Source organism: Ruegeria sp. AM9 (assembly GCF_056540565.1).
Genome location: NZ_JBQFWY010000002.1, coordinates 21,809 through 44,657, shown reverse-complemented (window position 1 = coordinate 44,657; position 22,849 = coordinate 21,809). Strand labels below are relative to the sequence as shown.

At 60.4% G+C, this 22,849-nt stretch carries 22 protein-coding genes; 6 read left to right on the top strand and 16 right to left on the bottom strand.

The genetic code is table 11. The annotated features are described in order from the left end of the window. Positions 1 to 2 precede the first annotated feature (2 nt). The gene (locus ACR0DO_RS05050) at positions 3 to 530 is read right to left on the bottom strand and encodes a hypothetical protein (protein WP_480557021.1); all 528 of its coding nucleotides are present in this window, start codon (positions 528 to 530) and stop codon (positions 3 to 5) included. A 139-nt stretch (positions 531 to 669) separates the two neighbouring features. On the opposite strand from ACR0DO_RS05050, the gene ACR0DO_RS05045 reads away from it, so the two are divergent. After that, positions 670 to 1,080 (top strand): SufE family protein, encoded by a 411-nt coding sequence (locus ACR0DO_RS05045; RefSeq protein WP_170443785.1) that lies wholly within the window; start codon positions 670 to 672, stop codon positions 1,078 to 1,080. 6 nt (positions 1,081 to 1,086) lie between these two features. On the opposite strand, the gene ACR0DO_RS05040 is transcribed toward ACR0DO_RS05045, so the two are convergent. Continuing rightward, positions 1,087 to 1,752 (bottom strand): DUF1638 domain-containing protein, encoded by a 666-nt coding sequence (locus tag ACR0DO_RS05040; RefSeq protein WP_170671660.1) that lies wholly within the window; start codon positions 1,750 to 1,752, stop codon positions 1,087 to 1,089. Between the two features lie 100 nt (positions 1,753 to 1,852). Next, on the bottom strand, positions 1,853 to 2,551 hold the full coding sequence (locus ACR0DO_RS05035; protein ID WP_170443789.1) for a cobalamin B12-binding domain-containing protein: 699 nt from the start codon (positions 2,549 to 2,551) through the stop codon (positions 1,853 to 1,855). A 300-nt stretch (positions 2,552 to 2,851) separates the two neighbouring features. Between ACR0DO_RS05035 and ACR0DO_RS05030 the strand changes: the two genes are divergently transcribed. Continuing rightward, the gene (locus ACR0DO_RS05030; protein WP_480557018.1) at positions 2,852 to 3,916 is read left to right on the top strand and encodes a PA0069 family radical SAM protein; all 1,065 of its coding nucleotides are present in this window, start codon (positions 2,852 to 2,854) and stop codon (positions 3,914 to 3,916) included. Between the two features lie 50 nt (positions 3,917 to 3,966). On the opposite strand, the gene gltA is transcribed toward ACR0DO_RS05030, so the two are convergent. Together gltA and gltX are read right to left on the bottom strand one after the other, a co-directional pair. Further along, positions 3,967 to 5,259 (bottom strand): citrate synthase, encoded by a 1,293-nt coding sequence (gene gltA, locus ACR0DO_RS05025; protein ID WP_170443794.1) that lies wholly within the window; start codon positions 5,257 to 5,259, stop codon positions 3,967 to 3,969. Positions 5,260 to 5,380: 121 nt separating this feature from the next. Continuing rightward, positions 5,381 to 6,781, bottom strand: coding sequence for a glutamate--tRNA ligase (gene gltX, locus ACR0DO_RS05020; RefSeq protein WP_480557469.1), 1,401 nt, complete (start codon positions 6,779 to 6,781; stop codon positions 5,381 to 5,383). A 78-nt stretch (positions 6,782 to 6,859) separates the two neighbouring features. On the opposite strand from gltX, the gene ACR0DO_RS05015 reads away from it, so the two are divergent. Continuing rightward, complete coding sequence (locus ACR0DO_RS05015) at positions 6,860 to 8,911, top strand: ComEC/Rec2 family competence protein (RefSeq protein ID WP_480557016.1); 2,052 nt, start codon at positions 6,860 to 6,862, stop codon at positions 8,909 to 8,911. On the opposite strand, the gene lexA is transcribed toward ACR0DO_RS05015, so the two are convergent. The 6 genes from lexA to ACR0DO_RS04985 form a co-directional block, all read right to left on the bottom strand. Continuing rightward, positions 8,905 to 9,603: a transcriptional repressor LexA gene (gene lexA / locus ACR0DO_RS05010; RefSeq protein ID WP_170671652.1), complete on the bottom strand. Its 699-nt coding sequence runs from the start codon at positions 9,601 to 9,603 to the stop codon at positions 8,905 to 8,907. The genes ACR0DO_RS05015 and lexA overlap by 7 nt on opposite strands. 78 nt (positions 9,604 to 9,681) lie before the next feature. Beyond that, the gene (locus ACR0DO_RS05005) at positions 9,682 to 10,854 is read right to left on the bottom strand and encodes a molybdopterin molybdotransferase MoeA (protein ID WP_480557014.1); all 1,173 of its coding nucleotides are present in this window, start codon (positions 10,852 to 10,854) and stop codon (positions 9,682 to 9,684) included. Next, positions 10,851 to 11,324 carry a cyclic pyranopterin monophosphate synthase MoaC gene (gene moaC, locus ACR0DO_RS05000; RefSeq protein ID WP_480557012.1) on the bottom strand — a complete coding sequence of 158 codons (474 nt, stop codon included), beginning with the start codon at positions 11,322 to 11,324 and terminating at the stop codon, positions 10,851 to 10,853. Before moaC ends, ACR0DO_RS05005 begins: the two co-directional genes overlap by 4 nt. Beyond that, positions 11,324 to 12,136 (bottom strand): indole-3-glycerol phosphate synthase TrpC, encoded by an 813-nt coding sequence (trpC, locus tag ACR0DO_RS04995; protein ID WP_170671647.1) that lies wholly within the window; start codon positions 12,134 to 12,136, stop codon positions 11,324 to 11,326. The genes moaC and trpC overlap by 1 nt, the downstream gene beginning before the upstream one ends. Next, positions 12,133 to 13,152 carry an anthranilate phosphoribosyltransferase gene (trpD, locus tag ACR0DO_RS04990; RefSeq protein ID WP_480557010.1) on the bottom strand — a complete coding sequence of 340 codons (1,020 nt, stop codon included), beginning with the start codon at positions 13,150 to 13,152 and terminating at the stop codon, positions 12,133 to 12,135. Before trpD ends, trpC begins: the two co-directional genes overlap by 4 nt. Further along, positions 13,149 to 13,730, bottom strand: a complete 582-nt coding sequence (locus ACR0DO_RS04985; protein WP_170443808.1) for an aminodeoxychorismate/anthranilate synthase component II — start codon at positions 13,728 to 13,730, stop codon at positions 13,149 to 13,151. Before ACR0DO_RS04985 ends, trpD begins: the two co-directional genes overlap by 4 nt. Positions 13,731 to 13,850: 120 nt before the next feature. Between ACR0DO_RS04985 and ACR0DO_RS04980 the strand changes: the two genes are divergently transcribed. After that, positions 13,851 to 15,440 (top strand): divergent polysaccharide deacetylase family protein, encoded by a 1,590-nt coding sequence (locus ACR0DO_RS04980; protein WP_480557008.1) that lies wholly within the window; start codon positions 13,851 to 13,853, stop codon positions 15,438 to 15,440. A gap of 45 nt (positions 15,441 to 15,485) precedes the next feature. Here ACR0DO_RS04980 and trpE read toward each other — a convergent pair whose 3' ends face one another. From trpE to fabI, 5 genes are all read right to left on the bottom strand, one after another. Continuing rightward, a complete protein-coding gene (trpE, locus tag ACR0DO_RS04975; RefSeq protein ID WP_480557006.1) occupies positions 15,486 to 16,997 on the bottom strand; it encodes an anthranilate synthase component I in 1,512 nt (503 codons plus the stop codon). 12 nt (positions 16,998 to 17,009) lie between these two features. After that, positions 17,010 to 18,851: a peptidylprolyl isomerase gene (locus ACR0DO_RS04970; RefSeq protein WP_480557004.1), complete on the bottom strand. Its 1,842-nt coding sequence runs from the start codon at positions 18,849 to 18,851 to the stop codon at positions 17,010 to 17,012. Positions 18,852 to 18,931: 80 nt separating this feature from the next. Next, a complete protein-coding gene (locus ACR0DO_RS04965) occupies positions 18,932 to 20,107 on the bottom strand; it encodes an aminotransferase (protein ID WP_480557002.1) in 1,176 nt (391 codons plus the stop codon). 27 nt (positions 20,108 to 20,134) lie between these two features. Continuing rightward, a complete protein-coding gene (gene gpt, locus ACR0DO_RS04960) occupies positions 20,135 to 20,644 on the bottom strand; it encodes a xanthine phosphoribosyltransferase (RefSeq protein ID WP_170443816.1) in 510 nt (169 codons plus the stop codon). Between the two features lie 5 nt (positions 20,645 to 20,649). Next, entirely contained in the window at positions 20,650 to 21,456 is an 807-nt protein-coding gene (gene fabI, locus ACR0DO_RS04955; RefSeq protein ID WP_170325040.1) for an enoyl-ACP reductase FabI, read from the bottom strand. A gap of 135 nt (positions 21,457 to 21,591) precedes the next feature. On the opposite strand from fabI, the gene pdxH reads away from it, so the two are divergent. Then, positions 21,592 to 22,197, top strand: a complete 606-nt coding sequence (gene pdxH / locus ACR0DO_RS04950; RefSeq protein WP_170443819.1) for a pyridoxamine 5'-phosphate oxidase — start codon at positions 21,592 to 21,594, stop codon at positions 22,195 to 22,197. A gap of 142 nt (positions 22,198 to 22,339) precedes the next feature. Next, complete coding sequence (locus tag ACR0DO_RS04945) at positions 22,340 to 22,846, top strand: cold-shock protein (RefSeq protein WP_480442830.1); 507 nt, start codon at positions 22,340 to 22,342, stop codon at positions 22,844 to 22,846. Positions 22,847 to 22,849: the final 3 nt, after the last annotated feature.

The following is a 22,849-nucleotide window of genomic DNA, read 5'->3' as shown; positions in this document are numbered from 1 at the left end:
TTTTACCGGCGCCGGGATTCCAGCGCGTTCTGCTGTCCCACGACCCGCACCAGACGGGTGCTTTCCAGGTCTTTCGGGCTGATATTGATGGCATCAGACACCATGCGCGACCGCTCGGTGCCCTGATTGGTCGCCTTTTTTGGGTAATCCACGCGGAACGTGAATTCCAGAACGCCGTTCTTCTGATTCTCTTCGCTTTCGGTGCGCACCAGCCGGGCGTTATAGGCCCCCTGCCGCGCCGCGGTGCCCGACACATAGACAATTGCGCCGCCCGGGGTGGGCTCGATCCGCAACTCGTCAATTCGAGCGATCGGGACACTGTTGTCCTCTTCCTCGGGGCCGGAAAACAGCCCGATGCCTTCGCGTTGCTCTGGAACCAGGGCGTCGGCATCATAGGCGGCGGTTTCGGCCGGGTCAGCCGATGTGCTTGATCCGAACCAGTTGGACGGGTTGACCCGCGAGTCCCGCCAGCTGCTGCAGCCAGAGACGGTCAAGGTGGCGACCAGAAGAACAGTAAACGTTTTTTGCATGGGGCAGGCGTCCAGAGCAGTAATTCCAGCAATGGGTTACCGCAAATTCCTCTGTTTGAAAAGCCACGCTTGGGGGTGGACAGGCGCAGGTCGGCGGCATAGGTCACAGTTATGATCGCAACAAAAGGACCGCCGCAAAATGGCTACGCCTGCCTTTGAGGACATCGTCGAGGATTTCGAGTTTTTGGAGGACTGGGAAGACCGGTACCGCCACGTCATCGATCAGGGTAAGGCGATGGAGCCCCTGGACAACGCGCTCAAGGTGCCGGCCACCAAGGTCCATGGCTGTGCCAGTCAGGTCTGGCTGCACCCGATTATCGAGGATGGCGTTTTTCGCTTTGATGGCGACAGTGACGCGCTGATCGTGCGGGGGCTGATCGCGGTTCTGCGGTCATTGTATAATGGCCTGCCGGTCAGCGAGGTTCCCAGGGTGGATGCAGGGGGTGAACTGGCGCGTCTGGGTCTGAACGATCACCTGTCGGCGCAGCGTTCGAACGGGCTGCGGGCGATGATCGAACGCATTCGCGAGGTCGCGCAGGAAAACGCCTGACGCGGATCAAGCCGTCGGTTTGCGGGTTGCCCAATCTGTCAGCGTGGATTCCAGATCGCCATAGCCGGTAAAGCGGCGTTCAAATTTCAGACCCATCCGCTCGGCACATTCACGGGCGCGTTCGGTCAGGTCCGGATCGTCGATCTGTGCCTGATAGACCAGCTTGGTGTAATTGCCGAAATACATGTCGCGCAGCTCGGGGTGCCGGTCTAGGCCCAAGGGTTTCCAGACAAAGGCATCGAACTGCCGCGCCAGAAAATCGGTCAGGTAAAAGGCGGTGGTTTCATCCTCGCCCCGGGCCTCAAAGGCCTGATTTCCTTCGAAGAAAGAATAGCAGTGGGGGCCTTTGACCATCTCGACGCCCAGTTCCGCGCAGGCTTTTTCCAGCAGACCGCCGGTGCCGCAATCGGCGTAGACGACAAAAATCTGGTCGTATTGAGCGCGATGCTTGGCCACCGCGTCCCGAACCGCTTGGGTGATCTTTTCCGGATGGACATGCAGAATCGCGGGCAGGCAGGTCAGGGCCATGTGATCCCAGCCGTTGCGGCGCTTCAGGTCCAGAATCTCGCGCGCAAGCGCACCGCAGGCCAACAGCAGGATCTGCCCCTGCGTGTCAGAAGCATAGCCCTTGGTGGTCAGGCTGGCATCGTCCGGCAATTTGTCCTGCTGCATCGGGTACCTCTTGGAAACTATGCGACAGATAGTGTGGCCTGCGGAAACAAAAAGGGCCGCCCGAAAACCGGACGGCCCCTGAACAATCTAACGTGTCCGATCAGCCGGCCAGTTGGTTGTGCTTGCGCGACACGAAGTCCTTGGCCATTTCCACGGCCACGGCTGCGTCACGGCAGTAACCGTCTGCACCGATCGCTTTGCCGAATTCTTCGTTCAGCGGCGCGCCGCCGACCAGAACGATGTACTCTTCGCGCAGGCCTTGCTCGACCATGGTGTCGATCACGACCTTCATGTAGGGCATGGTCGTGGTCAGCAGGGCCGACATGCCCAGAATGTCAGGCTTTTCGGTTTCCAGCGCTTCCAGGTAGTTTTCGACCGGGTTGTTGATGCCGATGTCGACAACCTCGAAACCGGCGCCTTCCATCATCATCGAGACAAGGTTCTTGCCGATGTCGTGGATGTCGCCCTTCACGGTGCCGATGACCATCTTGCCAACGCGCGGTGCGCCGGTTTCGGCCAGCAGCGGCTTGAGGATGAACATGCCGCCCTTCATCGCGTTTGCGGCCAGCAGAACTTCGGGGACGAACAGGATGCCGTCACGGAAGTCATGGCCAACAACGGTCATACCGCCGACCAGAGCTTTGGTCAGGATGTCGTAGGGGGTCCATCCGCGCTCCAGCAGGATGTTCACACCTTCTTCGATCTCTTCTTTCAGACCGTCGTAAAGATCGTCGAACATCTGCTCGACAAGTTCTTCGTCGTTGAGTTCGGACAGGACGATGTCTTCTTCGTCGGACATGGGGCGCTTCCCTGAGCTGTGCGGACCATCGGCCCGTGGTGGCATTTTTGCCGTTTTGGCCAAAACGCCGCAGTTTGACTGTGACGATTGCGACCTCAGTAGTTTCGAGACCGACCTATACGTCAAATTTTTACACGGCTCGACAGAATTTTCTGCAAGATAATCCTGCATCCCGTTCATTTTCCATTTCCGCCCGTCCTGCGCGATCAAGTGGCTGAAATCAACGTGAAACTGTAAGGCCTTCTTGCTGGATCGCGTAATTGTATATATATCTCGGTATGGAACATAACGGGAACAAATATGACTGCATCGCATGTCCGGGGCCGCGGGGTCGTCACAAACACAGCAGGCCGGTTCGAGCAATTCGACACCGTACCCTGCGATGACGGCTGGGAAATGGAAGAGGATATCCCGCCTCTGCGGACCGACGTCAGGGACGAGATCGCGCGCAGCCTGATCACCTATAACCGGTCGCCGGATCTGCCATTTGATCGCTCGATCAACCCGTATCGCGGGTGCGAACATGGCTGCGTGTATTGCTTTGCGCGCCCGACTCACGCCTATCTGGGATTGTCGCCGGGGCTGGACTTTGAAACCCGCCTGATTGCCCGCCCGAATGCGGCGGATGTCCTGCGCAAAGAGCTGTCAGCCAAGGGCTACAAAGTGGCAACCATCGCCTTGGGGACGAATACGGACCCGTATCAGCCGATAGAGAAAAATCGCAATATAACAAGAGATTGCCTGTCGGTTTTTCAGGAGTTCAACCATCCGGTCGGCATTGTCACCAAGGGCGCGTTGGTCGAACGCGATCTGGATATTCTGGCACCAATGGCCGCCAAGGGGTTGGTTCGGGTCGGGATTTCGCTGACCACGCTGGATGCGGATCTGTCCCGGAGGATGGAGCCGCGCGCGCCGTCTCCGCGGCGGCGGTTGGTCGTCATTCGCCGCCTGACCGAGGAGGGGGTGCCGGTGCGGGTCATGACTTCTCCGGTGATTCCGGGGCTGACGGATCATGAACTGGAATATCTGCTTGAGGCGGGCAGGGATGCGGGCGCCGATTCCGCCAGCTGGATCATGCTGCGCCTGCCGCGTGAGGTGTCGGACCTGTGGCAAGGCTGGCTTAAGGATCATGAGCCTGAACGCGTCGAAAAGATCATGTCAAAGCTGCGGGAAATGCATGGGGGCAGGGACTATGACCCGCGCTGGGGCCATCGGATGCGCGGAGAAGGAGAGTATGCGGGGCTAATTGCCAAGCGGTTCACGCTGGCTGTCAAACGTCTGGGATTGACGACGCGCACGCCGCCCTTGCGATGCGATCTATTCGCCCGCCCGGCCCAGATCGGCGATCAGTTGAGCCTGCTGTAACAAAAAAGCCCCGGACGCAGGTCCGGGGCTTTGGCATTCAATCGCGGCGGTCAGCGGTTTTCGATATCCACGTAATCGCGCATGGTTTCGCCCAGATACAGCTGGCGCGGACGGCCGATCTTGTTCTGAGGATCGGCGATCATTTCTTTCCACTGACTCACCCAGCCAACGGTGCGCGACAGCGCAAAGATCGGGGTGAACATCGAGGTCGGGAAGCCCATCGCCTCGAGAATGATGCCCGAGTAGAAGTCCACGTTCGGGAACAGTTTCTTCTCGGCGAAATACGGATCTTCCAGGGCTTCGCGCTCCAGCTCTTTGGCGACCTGCAGTTTCGGGTTGTCTTCCACACCCAGCAGATCAAGCACCTCGTCGGCTGATTGCTTCATCACCTTGGCGCGCGGGTCGAAGTTCTTGTAGACGCGGTGGCCAAAGCCCATCAGGCGGAACGGATCGTTCTTGTCCTTGGCGCGGGCGATGTATTCGGGGATGCGGTCGACGGTGCCGATCTCTTCCAGCATTTCCAGGCAGGCCTGGTTGGCGCCGCCATGGGCTGGACCCCAAAGGCAGGCAATACCGGCGGCGATACAGGCAAACGGGTTGGCGCCCGAGGAGGACGCCAGACGCACGGTCGAGGTCGAGGCGTTCTGCTCATGATCCGCGTGCAGGGTCAGGATACGGTCCATGGCACGGCTGAGGATCGGGTTGACCTCATATTCCTCGGCCGGAACGCTGAAACACATGCGCAGGAAGTTCGACGCATAGTCCATATCGTTGCGCGGATACACGAAGGGCTGACCGGTGTGGTATTTATAGGCCCACGCGGCAATGGTCGGCATCTTGGCGATCAGCCGGTGCGAGGCGACCTCGCGCTGGTGCGGATCGTTGATATCGGTCGAGTCGTGATAGAAGGCCGACATTGCACCCACAACGCCCACCATGATCGCCATCGGATGCGCGTCGCGGCGGAACCCACGATAGAAATACTGCATCTGTTCGTGCAGCATTGTGTGGCGGGTGATCGTGGTTTCGAATTTCTCCAGATCCTTGGCCGCCGGCAGCTCTCCGTACAGCAGCAGGTAACAAACCTCGAGGAAGTGGGATTTCTCGGCCAGTTGGTCAATCGGATAGCCGCGGTGCAGCAGCTCGCCCTTTTCACCATCGATATAGGTGATGGTGCTGTCGCAGCTTGCGGTCGATGTAAAGCCGGGGTCATAGGTAAACACGCCAGCCTGACCATAGAGCTTACGAATGTCGATTACGTCGGGCCCTGCGGTCGGCGAATGAACCGGCAACTCGTATGTTTCACCATGGACTTTCAGAGTGGCTGTTTTGTTGTCGGTCATTTCTGTCCCTTCCTCAATCATGCGCGTGCCGAAAAAGCAATCGGCTGTGCGGTCGGCGGTCATGCACGGATGTGCTGACCGGGTCGTAGCGGAGCAGCGTTACCTGAATATGAACCCAGGATTAGTTTGCTGCGTCGGAAAGCCGCGCCAGGGTTTCATCGCGCCCCAGCACAAGCATCATGTCAAAAACCGAAGGTGTAACAGCGCGGCCCGCGAGTGCCGCCCTGAGCGGGCCGGCCAGCTTGCCAAACTTGACCCCCTGTGCCTCGGCAAAGGCGTTGAGGACCTCCTCCAGTTCGTTCCGCGACCAGCTAGCATTTTGCACGTGCGGCGTCAATTCTTTCAGTATACCGTCGGATACAGATTGTAGGGCCTTGGCCGCTTTCTCATCCGGCTCAATGGGGCGGGAAATCAGCGCAAAGTGAGCCTTTTCAAGCAGTTCCGGGAAAGTGCGGGCGCGGTCCTTAAGACAATACATCGCACGTTCCAGATCACCGGATTGTGTCGCCGTCAGAGCAGGAAGTTCCGCTGCGTCCAGATAGGCCTCGATTTCATGCCGCAGCGCAGCATCATCGGCAATCGCAATATGCTGCCCGCAGAGATTTTCGAGCTTTTTCAAGTCGAAACGGGCCGGGCTCTTTCCAATCCCGTCCAGATCGAACCACTCTTTCGCCTGTGCGTCGGTAAAGAACTCGTCGTCACCGTGGCTCCAACCCAGGCGCGCCAGATAATTGCGCATACCTGCTGCTGGGTAACCCATCGCCTGGTATTCCTGTGCACCCAGAGCGCCGTGACGTTTCGACAATTTCTTGCCGTCAGGCCCGTGAATCAGCGGGATATGCGCCCAGACCGGAACGTCCCAGCCCATCGCTTCATAGATCATCATCTGACGCGCGGCATTGTTCAGGTGGTCGTCGCCCCGGATCACATGGGTCACGCCCATATCGTGATCGTCCACCACTACGGCCAGCATATAAACCGGGGTTCCGTCCGAGCGCAGCAGGATCATGTCGTCCAACTGATCGTTGCGGATGGTCACGTCGCCCTGCACCTGATCGCGGATCACGGTCGCTCCGTCTTGCGGAGCCTTGATGCGGATCACGAACGGTGCGTCCGGGTGGGTCGCCGGGTCGGCATCGCGCCAGGGGCTGCGGAACAGGGTGGATTTCCCTTCGGCCCGGGCCTGTTCGCGGAACGCGGCGATCTCGTCCTGCGACGAAAAGCACTTGTACGCCTTGCCCTCGGCCAGCAGCTGATTGGCCACTTCTGCATGGCGCGCTGCACCTTCGAACTGGCTGATCACGTCGCCATCATGGTCCAGCCCCAGCCATGCCATGCCCTGTAGAATCGCCGCTGTCGCCTCGGGGGTCGAGCGTTCGCGGTCGGTGTCCTCGATCCGCAGCAGGAACTTGCCGCCACGCCCGCGGGCATACAGCCAGTTGAACAGCGCGGTGCGGGCACCACCAATGTGCAGAAAACCGGTGGGCGAAGGGGCGAAACGGGTGACGACCTGATCGGACATTGTGTGGATTAACCTTTTGGTAACCGTGTCTGGCATAGTTTGGCGCCTGTCTAACGAGCCCGAAGGACGGGGGCAACCATGCGTGTTCTGGCACGGGTCGAGGCCGCATTGCTGAACCAGACAGGGTATTTGTTCCAATGGTCTCCGGTATGTCTGGCTATCGGTATCGGTCTGTACTTCAGTCTCCGGTTTGAACCGGGCTGGCAGGTGTACTCGTGCCTGCTGGCGCTGATGTTGGGTCTTGTCTGGGCCGGTCGCAAAGTGCGAACCGGTTGGGCTGCGTTGGCAATGGGGGGTGCGTTGATCGCGGCAGGTTTTGTACTTGCCGGTGCGCGGGCCCACTCGGTCGCAGAGCCGGTCCTGTCCTGGCGTTATTACGGCCCGGTCGAGGGGCGGGTCGTGGCCATGGATCGCTCTGCCTCGGACGCGTTGCGGGTGACGCTGGATCAGGTGCGCATAGGGGATGTGCCCGAGGACCGGCGACCGCAGCGCGTCCGGCTTTCATTGCATGGTGAATCGGCCGATCTGGCGCCGGGCCAAAGGATCATGACGACAGGCCACTTGTCGCCGCCACAAGGCCCGGTCGAGCCCGGAGGTTTCGATTTCCGCCGCCATGCCTGGTTCCAGCGTCTCGGTGCAGTCGGATACACCCGCGTTCCGGTGATGACGGTTGCGCGACCGGAAGAGGCGACCGAAGGAGTGCGTGTCACGGCCTTGCGGATGGCGATTTCCGAGCGGGTCCGTTCGATCCTTCCCGGTGAGATCGGAGGGTTCGCAGCCGCGGTCACAACCGGCGACCGCAGCGGTATGGGGCAGGAGACACTGAAATCGCTGCGCGCCTCGAACCTTGCGCACTTGCTGGCAATATCCGGTCTGCATATGGGCCTGCTGACCGGGTTCGTGTTTCTGGTCTGCCGATTGGCCCTTTCTGCCTTTCCCTCCGTGGCCTTGCGCCTGCCGGTGCGCAAGCTGGCGGCGCTCTGCGCGCTGGCTGCGGCTGTCATCTATTTGATGCTGTCTGGTGGCAACGTCGCCACCGAGCGGGCCTTTGTCATGGCCAGCGTCATGCTGGGGGCCGTCCTGATCGACCGCCGCGCAATTTCCCTACGAGTCGTTGCTGTGGCTGCTTTGATCGTCTTGGTGCTGCGTCCTGAATCTCTGCTGAGTCCCGGGTTCCAGATGTCCTTTGCCGCGACGACCGCGCTTGTCGCCGTGTTTGGCCAATTGCGGGACTATGGGCCGATGCCGGGGCCGAAATGGACGAAACCTGTGGTGGGGCTGCTTTTGTCCTCGGCGATTGCCGGGTTGGCGACGGCTCCGATCGGGGCGGCGCATTTCAATACGATGTCGCACTATGGGTTGCTGGCCAATATGCTCTCGGTGCCGGTTATGGGGACGGTTGTGGTACCAGCGGCCTTTGTCGCGGCGCTGTTGGCCCCGTTCGGGTTAGAGGCACTTGCACTGCACGTCATGGGATTGGGGTTGCAGTGGATTTTGATTGTCTCGGACAAGGTGTCAGGTCTGGATGGCGCCCAAGGATATGTCGTCAGCCCGCCGCACTATGTTTTGCCGATGTTTGCCCTCGGTGCTTTGTGGCTGGCGCTGTGGCACGGGCGGGCAAAATGGATAGGGGTTGCGCCGGTGGCGGCAGCCTTTTTGCTTTGGGGGCAGGGACACCGCCCCGAGGTTCTGATTGCGGATTCTGGAGGATTGGTGGGTGTCATGACTGAAAACGGTCGTGCGCTCAGCAAGGAAAAGGGCAGCGGGTTTATTGCCACTGTCTGGCTGGAAAATGACGGGGATGGTGCGGATCAGGTCAATGCCGCTCACCGCTGGCCCGACACGTCAGGCGGAATTCAGCGGTATGTCTGGCAGGGCAAGGAACTGGTTCACGTGACTGGAAAACGCGCAGCGCAAGGGTTTCAGGAATGCCGGAAGAACCAGATCGTCGTGTCGGCGGTACCTCTGGACCTGACCGGAGATTGCGGCCTTTTCGACCCGGATCGCCTGAAAGAAACCGGAAGCTTGGCTTTGTCCGGTGGCGGCCTGACAACCAGCCGAGAGGCCACCGGTCACCGGCTATGGTCCCCGGAGATGGCCGGGAACCACCGGGCAAAGCAACCTCAGTAGCTGCGGATCAGTCCAACCAGCCGCCCCTGAACCTTGACCTTGTCTTCGGGCAGAACGCGGGTTTCATATGCTGGGTTCGCGGCCTCAAGCGCGATGGCGTTGCCGCGCCGGAAGAATCGTTTCAGCGTGGCTTCCTGATCCTCGACCAGCGCCACAACGATGTCGCCGTTATCCGCCACTCTGGTTTCGCGGATGACCACGACGTCACCGTCATTGATACCCGCGTCGATCATCGAATCTCCGCGGACTTCCAGCGCGTAATGCTCACCTTTACCGGAAACCATGCTGCCGGGGACCGCCACACGATGCGAAACATGGCTGATCGCCTCGATCGGGACACCTGCCGCGATGCGACCCATCACCGGCAGTTCCATCGCGTCCACGGTGACGGGCTCGAAATTCGCCGGGCGCGGACCTTCGGGCCTGTCACCCTCGATAACACGCGGTTTGAAAGCGGCAGTAGGTTCGCCGCCAAGACTTTCCGGCAGTTTGACAATCTCAATGGCGCGGGCGCGGTGGGCGAGGCGGCGGATAAAGCCGCGTTCTTCCAGCGCGGTGATCAGACGATGGATGCCGGATTTCGATCGCAGATCCAGCGCAGCCTTCATTTCATCGAAACTGGGCGGAACGCCGTCCGCCTGAACGCGTTTGTGGATGAATTCCAACAAATCCAACTGTTTCTTGGTCAGCATTGCTCACACCTCGTCGGTCATGCGTTTTCTTTTGTTCTACGCATGTTCACGTTTTGTGTCAACGGATTTGAGCGTTGGCTAGATCGGCAGGTACAGCACCTCATCCCCGGCAGCGCGTGCAGCATCGTGCGGTTCGCGTAGCAACAGGGCATTGGCCTGCGCCAAAACACTCAGCAAAGAGCTGTCCTGATCCGCACAGGCGCGAATGCCCTGATCGTCCAGTATCGCGCGCATGTAGTGTTCGCGTGGGCCGTTTTCGCCGATCGGTTCGGCCAATCGGGCGCGCTGAAACGGGGGCAGAACCTGCTCAACACCCAACATGCGACGCACCATCGGGATCAGGAAAAGATAGCCGCAAACCATTGCGCTGACAGGATTTCCCGGCAGACCAACCATCGCGGCATCGCCTAACCGACCGGCCATCAGAGGTTTCCCCGGACGCATCCGGATTTTGTAGAAGGACCGTTCCATCCCCAGCGACTGTGAGACATCGGCGACAAGATCATATTCGCCAACCGAGGCTCCGCCGATGGTGACGACCAAATCGGCACCTTCTGCCAGCCCGAAGGCGGTTTCAAGCGAGGCAACGGTGTCGCGTGCAATCGGCAGGACGCGCACTTGTGCGCCCGCGTTTTCCAGCAGAGCTTTCAGGCCAAATGTGTTCGACGCGATGATTTGATCGGGGCCGGGGGTTTCGCCCGGCATGACCAATTCATCCCCTGTCGAGATCAGCGCGACCACGGGTTTGCGCGTGACCGGAACTGCCGGAATGTTCATGGCCGCCATCAACGCAACATCCTCGGGGCGCAGAACGCGCAGAGCTGAGATTTGGGAGCCGGTTTGGAAATCGATACCGGCAGGGCGGATGTTGGACTTGGATCCGGGTTCATCGGTGATCGTCAGCAGATCACCACGACGGACGGTATCTTCTTGAATAACAACAAAATCAGCGCCTTCGGGTACCGGAGCGCCGGTGAAGATACGTACCGCTTGGCCCGGTCCGACGGTGCCTTTGAACCGACGCCCGGCGGCGGATTCACCGATGACCTTGAACATCGCGTGCAGTTCGACCTCGGTCGATTTCAGGGCATAGCCATCCATCGAGGACGCGGCAAAAGGCGGCTGGTCGCGGGTGGCACTGACGTCCCGCGCCAGTACGCGCCCGGCGGCTTCGACAAGCGGAACGTTTTCGGCGTTCAGCGGAGAAACAAGATCAAACAGCAGCGCCCGGGCGTCTTTGACCGTAATCATTTCGCCTCGTAACGTCCTGATTTTCCGCCGTCTTTCAGCAAGACGCGAAGGCCGCCAATCTCCATCGCCTTATCGACGGCCTTGGTCATGTCATAGACGGTCAGTGCGGCGGTTGAAGCTGCGGTCAGCGCCTCCATCTCAACCCCGGTCTGGCCCGAAGTCTTGACGGTCGCCTCGATCTGAACACCCGGCAGGTCGGGGTCCAGCGTCAGCTCAACAGCCACCTTGGTCACCGGCAGCGGGTGGCACAGCGGGATCAGGTCAGGTGTTTTTTTTGCACCCATGATACCGGCCAGACGCGCGACGCCCAGAACGTCACCCTTCTTGGCGCGGCCTTCGGAAATCAGATCAAAGGTTTCCTGCGCCATTTTGATATGGGCGGCGGCAACCGCCACCCGGTCGGTGACGGCCTTGTCCGACACATCGACCATGTGCGCCTGTCCTTGAGCGTCGAAATGGGTCAGTGGCATTACATCACTCCGGGGATCAGCGGGTTCGCCAGCAATTGGCGGGTTGCGGCTGTGACATCGTCCTGACGCATCAGGCTTTCACCGATCAGGAAGCAGCGCGCGCCATAGCGGGCGATGTCGGCCAGGTCTTCGGGCGTGCTCAGACCGCTTTCACATACGATGGTCCGGTCGCCCGGCACCAGTTTCGACAACCGGCGCGTGGTATCAAGCGAGGTCTCGAAGGTCTTGAGGTTGCGGTTGTTTATCCCGATCAGCGGGCTTTTCAGCTGCGTCGCGCGTTCCAGTTCGGCTTCGTCATGAACCTCGATCAGAACGTCCATGCCCCAGTCGAAGGCAGTCTGCTCCAGCTCGGCGGCCTGGCTATCTTCTACCGAGGCCATGATGATCAGAATGCAGTCCGCGCCCAAAGCGCGCGCCTCGATCACCTGATACGGGTCGTACATGAAATCCTTGCGCAGCGCGGGCAGCGATGTGGCCGCGCGGGCTTCGGTCAGATACTCTTTGGCCCCCTGAAAGCTGGGCGTATCGGTCAGCACCGACAAGCAAGCCGCGCCGCCGTCTTCATAGGCTTTTGCCAGCGCGGGCGGGTCGAAATCGGGGCGGATCAGGCCTTTGGACGGGCTGGCTTTCTTGACCTCGGCAATCAGGCCATAGCCTTTGCGTGTGGCCTTTTGCAATGCGTTCGCAAAGCCGCGAACTTCAGGGGCAAACCGTGCTTCGCCTTCCAGAAGGTCCAGAGGTTTCTCTGCCTTGTCTGCGGCGACTTCCTCAAGCTTATAGGCTTTGATTTTGTCCAGTACCGTCTCTGTCATGCGGCCTCCTGAGTCATTCGGGCCAGTGCGGCGATTTTTTCTTTGGCTTTTCCGCTGTCTATGCTTTCCACGGCTTTGGCAACCCCGTCCTTGAGGTCGGTGGCAGCATCTGCGACGACAAGCGCGGCGGCGGAATTCAACAGCACCGCATCGCGATAGGCCGAGGGCTGCCCGTCCAGCAGCGCACGGAAGGCAACGGCGTTTTCTTCGGGCGTGCCGCCGAGGATGTCTTCGAACGGATGAACTGGCAGGCCTGCGTCTTCGGGGTGAAGCTCGACCTCTTTGACACGGCCGTCTTCAAGTGCGGCGACCCAGCTGATGCCGGTGATGGTCAGCTCATCGGTGCCATCCGACCCGTGCACCAGCCATGCGCGATCCGAACCAAGCAGGCCCAGCGTTTCCGCCATCGGGCGGATCAATTCGCGGCTGAATGCTCCGGTCAGCTGGCGTTTTGCACCGGCGGGATTGGTCAGCGGCCCAAGGATGTTGAAAATCGTGCGTGTACCAAGTTCCTGCCGCGAGGGCATGACGTGGGCGATAGCCGGGTGATGCATTGGCGCCATCATGAAGCCGATACCAACCTCTTTCAAAGCGTTTTCAACAACTTCCGGACCAACCATCACGTTAATGCCTAGTTGCCCCAAGGCATCCGCAGCACCGGATTTCGAGCTGAGGTTGCGGTTGCCGTGCTTGGCCACGGTCACACCGGCCCCGGCCACAACAAACGCCGTGGCGGTCGAGATGTTCAGAGTGCCCTTGCCGTCACCCCCGGTGCCGACAATATCCATCGCACCTGGGGGCGCTTTCACAGCATTACACTTCGCACGCATCACGGCGGCGGCGGCGGCGTATTCCTCAACCGTTTCGCCACGTGTGCGCATCGCCATCAAAAGCCCACCGATCTGGCTGGGCGTGGCTTCGCCTTCAAACAGGATGCCAAAGGCCTTTTCGGCCTCGTCGCGGGTCAGAGACCGGTCAGCGGCGGCTCCGATCAGCGGTTTCAGAGCGTCGCTCATACGGGAACTTTCATCTCGGACAGGAAATTCTTGAGCAGGGCGTGACCGTGCTCGGAGGCGATGGATTCCGGGTGGAACTGGACGCCGTGGATGGGCAGCTCTTTGTGCTGCAGGCCCATGATGGTGCCGTCTTCCAGCTCGGCCGTGATCTCAAGGCAATCGGGCAGGGTGGTGGGATCTACCACCAGTGAATGATAGCGGGTTGCCTCGAACGGCGTGGGCAGCCCGGCAAACAGGCCTTTCCCGGTGTGATGCATGGTGCCCATCTTGCCGTGCACGATCTCATGACACCGGATCACGTCGCCGCCAAAGGCCTGCCCGATGGTCTGGTGGCCAAGGCATACGCCCATCAGGGGCGTCTTGGTCTCGGCAGCGGCCTCGGTCAGGGCCAGACAGATTCCCGCCTGATCGGGATCGCAGGGGCCGGGGCTCAGCAGGATGCCTGCCGGGTTCATCGCCATGGCTTCCTGGACGTCCAGAGCGTCATTCCGCCGAATGACCATTTCGGCACCAAGTTCGCCTAAATAGTGTACCAGGTTGTAGGTAAACGAGTCGTAGTTGTCGATCAGCAGCAGCATTTGGGCACTTGTCTCGGCTTGGGCATTTCGGGCTGGCGATACAGCCCCGGGCCACGGTATAATGTCGGGACATACATGCTCAGGCTTGCGCGGCAGCGTCAAGGGGACATCCGGTTCCTGATGCCGTGGCAAGTAAATGCCGCAACAGACGGCGAACATGCGATCGAAGCAGGACCAGAACGAGAGGCAATTGTTATGGGCGGATTTGTCAGCGGGATGATCGTGGGAACGGTCGTTGTTCTTGTGTTGGGGGCAGTGCTGTCTCTGAACACGCCACTGGCGAAAAAACCGGAAGTGGCAGTGTCTGCTCCGGAACCCGAGGTGGCCGAGGTTCCCGAAACCACCGCAGAGGCAACGGACACTGTCGGCGATGCCGATTTGTTGGACCTGCCACCGGCCGAACCCGAATCCACTTTTGACCAGACCGACACGTTGGCCGAACTGTCGGATGTCGAGGTCGAGCCCGAGGCCCAGCCCCAGGTGATAGAGCCTGCGGCTCAGGTTGATGAACCCGTCGCAGCACCTTCGGCACCGGTCAGCGTCTCGACTGAGGCGCCGGTTGCGCCGCAAGCCCCGCCAGTGGTGCAGGGATCGCCCAATGCCGAGGCCTTGCCCGAGGTGTCGCTGGACGCGCCCGAAGCCCAGCCCGAGCCGGTCGCCGAAGCCGAGGTGCAGCCCGACGTTGCCGAGACCACGCTTCAGGCCGAACCTGAAGGTGTCGAAGCCGAACCTCAACCTGAACCCGAGGTTGCACCGGAAACTGAATCTGTCGCAGCTGAGGTGGCACCTGAGCCAGAGGTGGCCGATACAGCTGTGCCTGAGGTGGAAACAAACCCCTTTGAGAACAGCCCAATTGCTGTCGAAGGCGACGAAGATGCAGCGCCGCGCGATCTGCCACGGATTGCATCCGTTCCCCAGATCGGAGGCGAAGGTGAGGCCGCAGCAGTGCCGGGTGTCGGCACGCGTGTTGTACCCCTGACCGAACGTGATGATGTGATCCAGATCACCGAAACCGGTACCGAGATGATCGTGCCGGGCAAGCCGATCGAGGCCTACGCGGCCGATTTCGATAACCCCGAGGCCAAGCCGCTGATGTCCATCATCCTGATCGATGATGAGGGCGCATACGGCGCCGAAGCTTTGCAGGACTTCCCATACCCGCTGACCTTTGCGGTCAGCCCCTCTGATCCGGAAGCCGCCGAAAAGATGAACCGGCACCGCAAGGCCGGTTTCGAGGTTCTGGCTCTCGCCGATCTACCCGAGGCCGCCAGCGCACAGGATGCCGAGGTTTCTTTGGCGGTATGGCTTGATACGCTGCCGGAAACGGTGGGTATCCTTGAGGGCGTGGATTCAGGAATTCAGGGCAACCGCAAACTGGCCGATCAGGTGGCCGCGATTGCCGCCGGTACGGGCCGGGGTCTGATCACGCAGGATAACGGGTTGAACACCGTGCAAAAGCTGGCCGCGCGCAACGGCGTGCCCTCGGGTGTGATCTTCCGGGATATTGACGGCGCGCGTCAGGATCCCAAGATCATGCGCCGTTTCCTGGATCAGGCCGCGTTCCGCGCCGGGCAGGAAGGTACCGTCGTGATGCTGGGCCGCCTGCGCCCCGACACGATCTCGGCCCTGCTGCTGTGGGGGCTAGAGGATCGTGGCAACCGCGTCGCAATGGCCCCGATTTCCGCGGTGATGATGAAAGAAGTTCAGTGAAGTCTGAAGAAAAGAGACGGTTGGCCTCAAAGGCCAGCCATTTTTCTATGAGTTGCCCGACCCCGTGAATCGTGCAGCATCCGCAGCAGCCCGCCGGATGGCGTTCGATTTGTGAACGGTCTCCATATATTCGTATTCGGGGTCGCTGTCGTAAACGACACCGCCGCCGGCCTGAATATAGAGTTTGTGATCCTTCACGATGGCCGTCCGCAGGGCGATACACATATCCATGTCGCCACCGGCGCTGAAATAGCCAACACCGCCGCCATAGACGCCGCGTTTTTCCGGCTCCAGCTCGTCAATGATCTCCATCGCGCGCACTTTCGGCGCGCCCGAGACGGTGCCCGCAGGCATCCCGGCAAAGAACGCATCCAGTGCGTCTTTGTCTTCGGCCAGCTCTCCGACCACGTTCGAGACGATGTGCATCACGTGGCTGTAGCGTTCGATGATGAACTCTTCGGTCGGACGCACGGTGCCGATCTTGGACACGCGACCGGTGTCGTTGCGGCCTAGATCCAGCAGCATCAGGTGCTCGGCCAGTTCTTTCTTGTCGGCCAGCAGATCGGCCTCGTTGGCCTTGTCCTCTTCGGGCGTTGCACCACGGGGACGGGTGCCAGCGATCGGGCGGATCGTGACCTCATCCCCGAAGACGCGCACCAGAATCTCAGGGCTGGCACCAACGACCTGAAAGCCGCCGAAGTTGAAATAGAACATGAAGGGCGACGGGTTGGTTCGGCGCAACGAGCGATACAGGGCAAACGGTGGCTGCGGGAAATCCTGCGTCCAGCGCTGCGCCGGGACGACCTGAAAGAGGTCGCCCGCACGGATGTATTCCTTGGCCTTTTCAACCGCTTCCATATAGCCGGACTTGGTAAAGTTCGACACCGGCGGCGCGACCTCGGACGCATCCCCCAGATCGCGGGTTTCGGCAGGCATGGCGCGTTCCAGATCGCGCACCGCGTCCATCACACGCTCGGCGGCCTGCGCATAGGCGGCCTTGGCCGATTGTCCCTCGGCCACCCAAGCGGGCGAGACAACGGTGACTTCGCCTTTGACACCATCCAGAACAGCGATCACCGAAGGGCGCAGCATGATCGCATCAGGCAGGCCCAGCGGGTCGGGGTTCACGTCCGGCAGGTATTCCACCAGCCGGACCATGTCATACCCCAGATAACCAAACAGTCCCGCCGCAGCCTGTGGCAGGTCGTCGGGCAGTGCGATGCGGCTTTCGGCCAGCAACGCGCGCAGGTTGTCCATCGGGTTACCGTCCTGCGGATTGAACGCCTCGGCATCGAAGCGAGCCGAGCGGTTCAGTTCGGAGGCTTCCCCGCGACAGCGCCAGATCAGGTCCGGCTTCATGCCAATGATCGAATACCGCCCGCGAATCTCTCCTCCTGTCACCGATTCCAGCATGAACGCGTCTTTCTGCGCGCCCGTCAGCTTGAGCATCAGGGACACGGGCGTGTCCAGATCAGCTGCCAGACGGGTATAGACGACCTGATTTTCGCCAGCCTCATAAGCGCGGGCGAAGCTGTCAAACTCGGGGGTCAGGGCCATATTCGGTCTCTTTTAATAGCTTGACTGCACGGCGTTCAGCGCGCGCTGATCAATCACCGGACGGGCGCGGGCCTGCGCGTCGCGAACATAGGCGTCAAAGATGTTCTGCGCCAACGCCTGGTTCAGCTGAGCCTCAAGCGCGGCCTGAGCCTGACGCAGTTCGTCGGTTTCGGCAGGCGCCAGCAGCTCTTCCAGACGGACGATGAATGCCGAGCCTTCACCAGGAACGGTGCGCAGCTCGCCGGGTTCCATTTCGAAAACCTGCACCATGAAATCCGCAGGCACATCATCCAGGAACGCAGTGCGGGTCAGAGCGTTTTCCACGCGGAAGGGCAGGCCGGTGGTGGTAAAGTCGCCATCCGCGTTCAACTGCTCAAGAACCGCGTTGGCCTGCTCTTCCAGTGCTTTGCTCGTTTCAGCCTGCGTCCACGCAGCCACCACGCGCTCACGCGCTGTCTCCAACGGTTCGGGGCGTTGGGGCAGAACCTGGTTCAGGCGCAGGGCAAAGATCGAGCCGTCCTCAAGGAACGCAACCTCGGGGAAATCGCCTTCGTTCACAGCCTCGGCGACGGTGCGGAACCCGTCATAGGCGGCAACACCATCGTCGCTCTGGCGGGTCCAGTCGATCTGCCCCAGTTCCATCTCGGTCTCAGAGGTCAGCTCTTCCAGAGTGGCGCCACCGGCCAGCATGTCATTGATGTCTTCAGCCTGTGCTTCGATCTGACGGCGGGCGCGGTCAGCGGCCAGTTCCTCGCGCAGGGCAGGTGCGGCGTCTTCGAACGAGGTCGTGTTCTCGGCCAGCGAGCCATTGATGCGGAACAGGGCAGGGCCAAAGGTCGACGGCAGCGGCCCAACCACGGTGTCCAGATCGGCGGCAAAGATGGCCTCGGCCGCTTCGCCAAGATCTTCGCGGGTCACGTCACCAAGGTCGATGTCGCTGAGTTCCAGCTGGCGGTCCCGTACCAGTTGTTCAAACGTGGTACCGCCGACCTCAAGCTGGGCCATTGCAGTTTGCGCGGCCTCCTCGCTGGGGTAGGTCAGGCGTTCGACCAGACGGCGCTCGGGCTGGTGGAATTCGGATGCGCGCTGATCATAGAGGCGACGCACTGAATCCTCGTCTACCTCGACACTGTCCAGCAGCATTTCCGGCGACAGAATCGCATAGGTCAGTTGCTTGGTGCGGGGCAGGGTGAATTGACCCGTGTTCTCATCATAATAGGTCTGAACCTGTTCATCGGTCGGTGCGGCGACAGGGGTGGTCAGCGCATCCGGCCCGACCGTGGCCACGGTAAAGCTGCGGCGGGCGCCGACATAGTCGGTCAGGACCTGCGTCAGAACCGAGGGCATCTCAACCCCGCTGACCACCGCGTTCTGAACGATGGTACGCGAGGATTCCTTGCGCAGGTCTGATTCGAACTCGGTATCCGTCATTCCGACCTGTTCCAGTTGAAACTGATAGGCGTCACGGTCAAACGAACCATCCACACCTTGAAACGCCTGAATGGCGACGATTTCCTTTTGTAGGTTCTCGTCTCCGATCGAAATGCCCAGCTCACCAACTTCGTTGTCCAGCGCGGCCAGAGCGGTCAGGCGCGACAAGGCCAATCGGTCCAGCCCGAAGTCTTGCGCCTGCGACATTTGCAGAGGTTGGCCGGTTTGACTTTCGACCGCGCGAATTTCGCGCTGCAGCTCACGGACATATTCGTTGATCGAGACCTCTTCGTTGCCGACCTGCGCAACGGTGCGCACGGTGCCGGTCAGGCTGGTTGCGCCAAAGCCTGCAAGGCCCAGCATCAACAGGCCCATGATAATCCAGACAAAGGTCTTCGATAGGTTTTTAACGCCTGCGGCCATGGTGCCCTCTTATTAATGCGGCAAGTTACTGCCCTGTCGGTTGCGGCCCTGAATACGATGCACGCCGCCGGGGGGCAAGCTCAGAAGGACAGGGCCTGTAGCCGGTCGAACAATTGTGCGATTCCGGCGCGGTCGAGATTGGCAAACGCGACGCGAACCTGACGTCTTCCTGCCGGGTCGTCTTCGGGCATGAACATTGTGCCGGGCAGCAGCAGGATACCGGCCTCGGGCACCAGACGACGCGCCAGTTCATCCGAAGGGATGTCGAACGGGTGCTCGAAATACGCGAAATACGCCCCTAGACCCAACAGGCGCCAGCCCTTGTCGGCCAAGCAGGGCAATTCTTCCTGAATCGCGGCGCGGCGGTCGAGGATTTCAGCGCGCTCTCCGGCAACCCATTGCGACAGATTCCGCATCCCCCACAGCGCCGCGAACTGGCCGATCTGGCTGGGGCAGATTGCCACTGTGTCCAGAAATTTTTCGATCTCGGCCAGCAGGTTCGCACCAGTTGCGATCGCACCGACGCGGTGACCCGTCAGGCGATAGGCTTTGGAAAATGAATAGAGGTGGACCAGAGTCTCCTGCCAATCTGGTTGGCTGAACAGATCATGCGGCGGGCCGCTGCGGCTGTCGAAATCGCGATAGGTTTCATCGACCAGCAGGCGAATGCCCGCCTCGCGCGCAAGATCATAGAAGGCGCGCACCAATTCCGAGGGGTACTCCACGCCGCCCGGATTGTTCGGGGTGACCAGAACGATTGCGCGGGTTTTATCCGTGATCAGGGCGCAGGCCGCCTCGGGGTCGGGCAGCAGTTCATCATCAGTTTTCAGGTCGATGGCGCGAACGCCCGCCATATCCAGCCACATTTTATGGTTGAAGTACCAAGGGGTTGGCAGGATAACCTCGTCCCCTTCATCGGTGATGGCCGAGATCGCGGCGGCAAACGCCTGATTGCAACCTGAAGTGATGGCAACGTGATCCGCCGCGAGTTCAGCGGCGTAATGCTGGCCGATTTGCGTTGCCAGTTCCGCGCCTAAATCGGGATTGCCCAGAACCGGGCCATATAGATGCGCGCTGTCTTCGGTCACGGCGAACTCGGCCATGGCCTGACGCAGCGCCAAGGGTGGCGGATCAACCGGCGCGGCCTGGCTGACATTGATCAGAGGCCGGTCCTCGGAAAAGACCACGCCCTCCAGCCAGCGCCGCGCCTCCATCACCGGAGGGGCGAAAGTGGCGGCGGTGCGTGTCCGGGTCATGCGTGGTCCTGGATGTTCAGCAGAGGATCAGTCGGTACCGCGATAGGGCTCGACATATTGCAGGGCCATATCCCACGGGAAGAAGATCCACGTGTCCTGGCTGACCTCGGTTATGAACGTGTCCACCATCGGGCGGCCTTTGGGCTTGGCGTATACAGTGGCAAAATGCGCTTTGGGGTACATCGCGCGCACCAGTTCCAGCGTTTTGCCGCTGTCGACCAGATCGTCGATGATCAGAACGCCTTCACCATCGCCCATCAGATCAACGTCGGGGGCTTTCAGCACCTCGGCCTCGCCCTGCGCCTGATGGTGGTAGGACCGCACACTGATCGTATCGACGGTGCGAATGTCCAGCTCGCGGCTGACGATCATCGCGGGCGCCATGCCGCCGCGGGTGATGGCAACAACGGCGCGCCACGCGCCGTCATCCGGGCCCTGACCGTCCAGCCGCCACGCCAAAGCGCGCGAGTCGCGGTGAATCTGGTCCCAGCTGATGTGAAAGCCTTTTTCGTGGGGCAGGCGGTCTTTGGCGCTCATTTCTCTTAACCCTTTTCAACGTCGGGGGCGTCGACGGCCTTCATGCCGACGATGTGATAGCCCGAATCCACGTGCAGATTCTCACCGGTGACACCGCTGCTGAGATCGGACAGCAGATAAAGCGCCGACTTGCCGACATCATCGATGGTCACATTGCGGCGCAGAGGCGAGTTATACTCGTTCCACTTCATGATATAGCGGAAGTCGCCAATGCCGCTGGCGGCCAGTGTCTTGATCGGACCCGCCGAGATCGAGTTGACGCGGATACCGTCCTTGCCCAGATCCTCGGCCAGGTATTTGACCGACGCTTCCAGCGCCGCTTTGGCAACGCCCATCACGTTGTAGTGCGGCATCACCTGTTCGGCGCCGTAATAGGTCAGGGTAACGGCGCTGCTGCCCTCGGACATCATCTTTTCCGCACGCTGCATCACGGCGGTGAAGGAATAGACCGACACATCCATGGTCAGCTTGAAATTCGCGCGGCTGGTATCGACGTAACGACCGCGCAGTTCGTTCTTGTCGGAAAAGCCGATCGCATGAACGATGAAGTCCAGCTTGCCCCATTTCTCTTCCAGCGAAGAGAACAGCGCATCAATCGATGCTTCATCGCTTACGTCGCAGGGCAGGACGATTTCGCTGCCCAGTTGCGCCGCCAGCGGATCGACCCGCTTTTTCAGAGCATCGCCCTGATAGGAAAAGGCAAGTTCGGCTCCGGCTTCGGATAAAGCGCGGGCAATTCCCCATGCGATCGATTTATCATTGGCCAGTCCCATGATGAGGCCGCGTTTTCCGGCCATCAACTGATTTGACATGTTCGGTTCTCCGCCTGTCTTCGCTTTATGTTGGGTTGGTTTATGCCATTGGTTGCGCTGCTTCAAGGCCACGAACTCTTGCCCACAGCGGGTTCTCGCCCTAGGGTAGTTAACAAAAGTTTCCGGGGGATGGAAATGACCGAGCGTGGTGGCATTTTTGCCGGCGCTGATCCGTTTGAAATTTCGGATCGGTGGCTTGCAGAGGCCAAAGACAGCGAATTGAATGATCCCAACGCCATAGCGTTGGCGACCGTGGACCCGGACGGGATGCCGAATGTGCGCATGGTGCTGTTGAAAGAGATCGAATCCGATGCCTTCGTGTTTTACACCAATTACGAAAGCACCAAAGCGGCCGAGCTTGAAACGGCAGGCAAGGCGGCGTTTGTCATGCACTGGAAATCTTTGCGGCGCCAAATCAGGGTTCGTGGTACAATCACCCGGGAAAACGGGCCGCAAGCCGATGAATATTATGCGTCCCGCTCATTGAAGAGTCGCCTCGGGGCCTGGGCCTCGAAGCAGTCTCAGCCTCTCAGCAGCCGGTCTGCCCTTATGGCAGAGGTTGCAAAGGTGACCGCGAAACTGGGGCCGAACCCTCCGCGGCCGCCATTTTGGGGCGGATATAGGCTGGTGCCGACCGAGATCGAGTTTTGGGCCGATGGAGCTTTCCGGCTGCATGACAGGTTCCAATGGCGCCGGGATCAGGTGGGCTCGGCATGGGAAGTGCAGAGGTTGAATCCATGACGTTCGCGTATCGTGAAATGCAACGCGCAGGAAATAAAGGATTTTTTCGGCTTGAATTTGCGCGCCATTCCCATACACATCGGACCCTTAACGAACTGTTAAAATTCGCGATAGGAAAACCGTGCCAGACGATCTGAACAACATGTACCGCGTACGTGGACACGTGAAATGGTTCGACCCCGCCAAGGGGTACGGTTTCGTTGTGTCTGACGAAGGCGGTCCGGATATTCTGTTGCATGTGAACGTGTTGCGCAATTTCGGTCAAAGCTCTGTCGCCGACGGTGCCGGAATCGAGATCATGACGCATCGCACCGACCGCGGTGTTCAGGCGGTCGAGGTCATCAGTGTCGATCCGCCCGCGCGGACCGACTCGATGATGCTGGCGGATTTTGCCGAGCTTGATCCGGTGGTGATCGCGGAAGCGCCGCTCGAAGCTGCGCGGGTGAAGTGGTTCGACAAGGGCAAGGGCTTTGGGTTCGCCAATGTCTTTGGCCGGGGCGAGGACGTGTTCCTGCATATCGAAGTGCTGCGCCGGTCCGGTCTTGCCGATCTGCAACCGGGCGAGGCGCTTGCGATGCGCGTCATCGACGGCAAACGCGGGCGTATGGCGGCTCAGGTGCTGGCCTGGGAATCCGCATTGGACGACTGATTG

What these genes read in the sequence shown, in the direction of transcription:
- trpE (WP_480557006.1), bottom strand. Translation starts at nt 16,997, where the DNA reads ATGGCCCTGACCCCCGAGTTTGACAGCTTCGCCCGCGCTTATGAGGCT.
- ACR0DO_RS05005 (WP_480557014.1), bottom strand. Translation starts at nt 10,854, where the DNA reads ATGATTACGGTCAAAGACGCCCGGGCGCTGCTGTTTGATCTTGTTTCT.
- ACR0DO_RS04965 (WP_480557002.1), bottom strand. Translation starts at nt 20,107, where the DNA reads ATGACCCGGACACGCACCGCCGCCACTTTCGCCCCTCCGGTGATGGAG.
- ACR0DO_RS05035 (WP_170443789.1), bottom strand. Translation starts at nt 2,551, where the DNA reads ATGTCCGACGAAGAAGACATCGTCCTGTCCGAACTCAACGACGAAGAA.
- ACR0DO_RS05050 (WP_480557021.1), bottom strand. Translation starts at nt 530, where the DNA reads ATGCAAAAAACGTTTACTGTTCTTCTGGTCGCCACCTTGACCGTCTCT.
- pdxH (WP_170443819.1), top strand. Translation starts at nt 21,592, where the DNA reads ATGACCGAGCGTGGTGGCATTTTTGCCGGCGCTGATCCGTTTGAAATT.
- moaC (WP_480557012.1), bottom strand. Translation starts at nt 11,324, where the DNA reads ATGCCACTGACCCATTTCGACGCTCAAGGACAGGCGCACATGGTCGAT.
- ACR0DO_RS04980 (WP_480557008.1), top strand. Translation starts at nt 13,851, where the DNA reads ATGCCGTGGCAAGTAAATGCCGCAACAGACGGCGAACATGCGATCGAA.
- trpC (WP_170671647.1), bottom strand. Translation starts at nt 12,136, where the DNA reads ATGACAGAGACGGTACTGGACAAAATCAAAGCCTATAAGCTTGAGGAA.
- gltA (WP_170443794.1), bottom strand. Translation starts at nt 5,259, where the DNA reads ATGACCGACAACAAAACAGCCACTCTGAAAGTCCATGGTGAAACATAC.
- ACR0DO_RS04970 (WP_480557004.1), bottom strand. Translation starts at nt 18,851, where the DNA reads ATGGCCGCAGGCGTTAAAAACCTATCGAAGACCTTTGTCTGGATTATC.
- ACR0DO_RS05030 (WP_480557018.1), top strand. Translation starts at nt 2,852, where the DNA reads ATGACTGCATCGCATGTCCGGGGCCGCGGGGTCGTCACAAACACAGCA.
- ACR0DO_RS05045 (WP_170443785.1), top strand. Translation starts at nt 670, where the DNA reads ATGGCTACGCCTGCCTTTGAGGACATCGTCGAGGATTTCGAGTTTTTG.
- fabI (WP_170325040.1), bottom strand. Translation starts at nt 21,456, where the DNA reads ATGTCAAATCAGTTGATGGCCGGAAAACGCGGCCTCATCATGGGACTG.
- lexA (WP_170671652.1), bottom strand. Translation starts at nt 9,603, where the DNA reads ATGCTGACCAAGAAACAGTTGGATTTGTTGGAATTCATCCACAAACGC.
- gpt (WP_170443816.1), bottom strand. Translation starts at nt 20,644, where the DNA reads ATGAGCGCCAAAGACCGCCTGCCCCACGAAAAAGGCTTTCACATCAGC.
- gltX (WP_480557469.1), bottom strand. Translation starts at nt 6,781, where the DNA reads ATGTCCGATCAGGTCGTCACCCGTTTCGCCCCTTCGCCCACCGGTTTT.
- ACR0DO_RS05015 (WP_480557016.1), top strand. Translation starts at nt 6,860, where the DNA reads ATGCGTGTTCTGGCACGGGTCGAGGCCGCATTGCTGAACCAGACAGGG.
- ACR0DO_RS04945 (WP_480442830.1), top strand. Translation starts at nt 22,340, where the DNA reads ATGTACCGCGTACGTGGACACGTGAAATGGTTCGACCCCGCCAAGGGG.
- trpD (WP_480557010.1), bottom strand. Translation starts at nt 13,152, where the DNA reads ATGAGCGACGCTCTGAAACCGCTGATCGGAGCCGCCGCTGACCGGTCT.
- ACR0DO_RS05040 (WP_170671660.1), bottom strand. Translation starts at nt 1,752, where the DNA reads ATGCAGCAGGACAAATTGCCGGACGATGCCAGCCTGACCACCAAGGGC.
- ACR0DO_RS04985 (WP_170443808.1), bottom strand. Translation starts at nt 13,730, where the DNA reads ATGCTGCTGCTGATCGACAACTACGACTCGTTTACCTACAACCTGGTA.